The 3,844-nt window shown below is 47.5% G+C and carries 4 protein-coding genes; all 4 read right to left on the bottom strand.

Going from position 1 to position 3,844, the window contains the following annotated elements:
* Positions 1-289: FAD-dependent oxidoreductase (locus RMO35_RS10190; protein WP_309740886.1), on the bottom strand; the 289-nt coding region annotated here is incomplete at its 3' end.
* A gap of 146 nt (positions 290-435) precedes the next feature.
* Positions 436-1,671, bottom strand: coding sequence for a tryptophan synthase subunit beta (gene trpB / locus RMO35_RS10185; protein WP_309740885.1), 1,236 nt, complete (start codon positions 1,669-1,671; stop codon positions 436-438).
* A gap of 279 nt (positions 1,672-1,950) precedes the next feature.
* On the bottom strand, positions 1,951-2,763 hold the full coding sequence (gene trpA / locus RMO35_RS10180) for a tryptophan synthase subunit alpha (protein WP_309740884.1): 813 nt from the start codon (positions 2,761-2,763) through the stop codon (positions 1,951-1,953).
* Positions 2,764-3,081: 318 nt separating this feature from the next.
* Positions 3,082-3,844: indole-3-glycerol phosphate synthase TrpC (gene trpC, locus RMO35_RS10175; protein ID WP_309740883.1), on the bottom strand; the 763-nt coding region annotated here is incomplete at its 5' end.

Here is a 3,844-nt window from a genome sequence, read left to right as displayed (position 1 = left end):
GCTGATCTGCCAATCCTAGCTCGTGGACATAATGCAGTGTATGTTGGTGAGTTTTGGGAATCCGCATCGCACCGAGTTCCCCGTATGGAGCATCAGATCCAGACCCAAAGCGGTGCGTCCACACCCGACCACCAATGCGGGAACTACCTTCGAGCAATTCGACCTGATGACCCAATTTTTCGAGTTCGTAAGCTGCGACCAAACCTGCAATTCCAGCACCAAGAATAGTTATTTTTTTTGGTTGCTGATTTGCAATTCGACAATCATCGAGAATCTTGTTGGTATTCATAGTAGCTTGTAGATTGCTGCTGAGATCCTAGAGAATCCCCCTAAATCCCCCTTAAAAAGGGGGGCTTTAAAGTCCCCCTTTTTAAGGGGGATTTACACCAATGCGGGTATAAACCGATCTATCTTGTCCGTACTTTCAAACATCCTCTAAAATTGAATACTATCGATCGCCGTTTGGACATCCTTATCCCCGCGTCCCGAACAGTTAATTACAATTTTGGGACTTCCTGATAATTGAGGACAAAGAGTTTCTAAATACGCGATCGCATGAGACGTTTCTAAAGCCGGAATAATGCCTTCTAACTGTGAAAGTTGTTGAAATGCCGCTAGAGCTTCCCCATCAGTCACGCTATAGTATTCAGCCCGCCCTAGATCCTTTAAATAACTGTGTTCGGGGCCGACACCTGGATAATCTAAACCAGCACTAATTGAATGAGCTTCAATAATTTGCCCTTCGTCATCTTGCAGCACGTAACTCATCGCGCCATGCAATACGCCGATTTTGCCAAAGGTAAGCGTCGCCGCATGTTGGTCTGTATCTAGTCCTTTACCAGCGGCTTCAACGCCAATTAAGCGCACATTTGGTTCAGTCAAGAATTCGTGGAATAAGCCCACTGCGTTCGAGCCACCACCGACACAAGCCAGCAGAATATCTGGCAATCCGCCCCATTTTTCTAGACACTGTGCGCGAGTTTCTTTACCGATAATTGCTTGAAAATTCCGGACGATCGTCGGATAGGGATGAGGGCCAGCCGCAGAGCCTAAAATATAGTAGGTTGTCTCGACATTTGTTACCCAATCGCGAATCGCTTCCGAAGTGGCATCTTTGAGGGTACCAGTTCCCGACGCTACTGGGCGCACTTCCGCCCCCATTAATTTCATCCGAAAGACGTTCAAGGATTGACGTTGAATGTCCTGAACTCCCATGTAAATGATGCACTCCAAGCCAAATAAAGCGCAAACTGTCGCTGTTGCTACCCCATGCTGTCCGGCTCCAGTTTCCGCGATAATTCGCCGTTTGCCCATCCGTTTGGCGAGGAGGGCTTGACCGAGGGCATTGTTAATTTTGTGGGCACCTGTATGGTTTAAGTCTTCGCGTTTGAGATAAATTTGAGGGCCACTGCCATCCGGTTTGGCATAATGCGCGGTTAGGCGCTCGGCAAGATATAAGGGTGTTGCCCGACCGACATAATCCTTGAGTAAATGATTTAACTCTGCCTGAAAGCTTGGCTCGTTGAGATATTTTTGGTGAACCAGATCTAACTCCTGTAAGGCAGGCATGAGGGTTTCGGGGACATATTGACCGCCAAATCGTCCGAACCGACCGAGCCTGTCGGGTTGCTGAACTTCGAGAAACATTGGAGCGGGAGCTTTGCTAATCATGATGTGAAGAGTAAATTATTGAGAATGAGTAATCTAAGTTGCTATCTATAACCACAGCGGTTAGAAACCGCTGCTTGTGATGCAAAGTCCGCGCAGGCGGACTAGTTTCTTATGCCAAATTCGCTATACAAAGACTTCTTTTGCTGATGAAACCCGTGCCCTCACCCCGCCCTCGCCTGCGGCTCCGGCTTCTCCCAAGCTTGGGAGAGGGGTTGGGGGTGAGGGCAGGGTTAGTGAGCGTTGCAAACCGATTTTGTATAAGTATTAAACGATCGAAACCTAATCAGCCAATGCTGCTTGAAAAGCACCGCACAAATCTTCGAGTGCCATCAATCCTTGCTCTGGCGTGCCACTAGCCAAAGCATTGACACAGGCACTGCCGACAATGATGGCATTAGCACCCCATTCCCTCATTTGTGCTACTTGCTTGGGGTCGGAAATTCCAAACCCAATCCCAATCGGTTTATCAGTGACCTGGCGAATTTGTTGTACTAAGGGATAAACCTGCTGAGAGATTTGAGCGCGCATCCCCGTTACTCCCGTCACGCTAACGAGATAAATAAAGCCACTCGAAGCAGTAGCGATTTTTTTAATCCGATCGGGCGAACTAGTCGGAGCAACCAGTAATGTCACTTCGATCCCGATTTTTGCCGCCGCGTCGATTAGTAAGTGGGATTCTTCTAGGGGTAGATCGGGCACGATTAAGCCTCGAACTCCGACTGCGGCAATTTGGTCTAAAAAGCACTCAATCCCCCGATGTAAAATGGGATTGTAGTAAGTAAACAAAATCAACGGCGCATTCAATTGGGGAGTCACTTCAGCAAGCATTGCCAAAATGGAGTCGAACTTAATTCCTCGTTCTAAGGCGCGTGTCGCCGCCGCTTGAATGACTGGCCCATCTGCCAATGGATCGGAGTAAGGAACCCCTAATTCGATCGCACTCGCCCCACACCGATCTAACACCTTTAAGGCACGCGCCGTAGTCTCTAGATCCGGATCTCCCGCCATAATAAATGGAATTAAGCCACAGGAATTGACGGAATTTTTCGTTGTTTTTAACGATTCAAAACGATTAGAAACTGAGGCAGTCATAATTATTTAGCTCGATAGAATATTAGCGCTCGATCGCTCGAATTTGGAGTTCGATCGACAAATAGAAAATTGCATCCGTCATCCACTTATCTATAACCCCAGCGGTTAGAAACCGCTGTTTGCGGTGCAAAGTCCGCCTCTCTTGAAAAGGTGCTCTACTTGGGGAAACAAGCGAAGCTCTGAGGGGGAAGCTTCCCCCACAAACGTCGCGCCCCAAGACCGCACTTTTCGCTACGCGGACTAGTTAATCAGTCCGCGTAGGCGGACTTTGCAACATTAGCCACGATTTCAATCGTAGGCATTCTATGGGTAAATTATTCAACCCTCGCCAGTCATTAAACAGTGAACCGCGCGTTCGATATCTGCTTGTTTTATCAAAGATTCTCCCACCAACACCGCATCTACACCCCACGAAACTACTCGATCTAACTGAGATCGATCGCTCAGTCCCGACTCACTAATCGCGGTAATCCCTCGGTTTTTGAGGGCATCACTGCGATCGGCTAATACGGTTTGAGTCGTGGTTACATCAACATTAAAAGTTGCAAGATTGCGGTTATTAATCCCAACTAAACGTAAAGAGGGTATTGACAAAACGAGATCGAGTTCCGCCAAATCGTGTACCTCGACTAAGGCTTCCATTCCTAACTTTTGAATCAAACAGAGTAGTTCGCCTAACTTTTCTAGGCTCAGCATCGACGCAATTAATAAAACAGCATCAGCACCTGCCAACCGCGCGAGATAAATTTGAATGGGATCGATAATGAATTCTTTACATAACAACGGCAGCTCGACCGATCGACGAATCCGCTGTAAATTGTCAAAACTGCCTTGAAAAAAGCGAGTATCTGTAAGGACAGATAGACAAGTTGCCCCAGCACGTTGGTAAGCTTGCGCGATCGCCACCGGGTCGAAATCTGCCCGAATAATGCCGCGACTTGGTGATGCTTTTTTTACTTCAGCAATTAAACTGGGTCGGCGGTTGCTTTGCTGTAAAGCTTGCTGAAAATTGTGGCAAGCACTGGCTTTTTCAACTTGACTTTGGAGATCTTGAAGACTGTAATGCTGTTGTAATTGCACT

The sequence above is a fragment of the Chamaesiphon sp. OTE_20_metabat_361 genome (genome assembly GCF_031364565.1).
The sequence above is the reverse complement of the archived record's forward strand: the minus strand, read 5'-3'. Positions and strand labels throughout refer to the sequence as shown.

Excerpts from the sequence above, each read along its gene's own strand:
- trpA (WP_309740884.1), bottom strand. The coding sequence starts at position 2,763 with ATGACTGCCTCAGTTTCTAATCGTTTTGAATCGTTAAAAACAACGAAA.
- trpB (WP_309740885.1), bottom strand. The coding sequence starts at position 1,671 with ATGATTAGCAAAGCTCCCGCTCCAATGTTTCTCGAAGTTCAGCAACCC.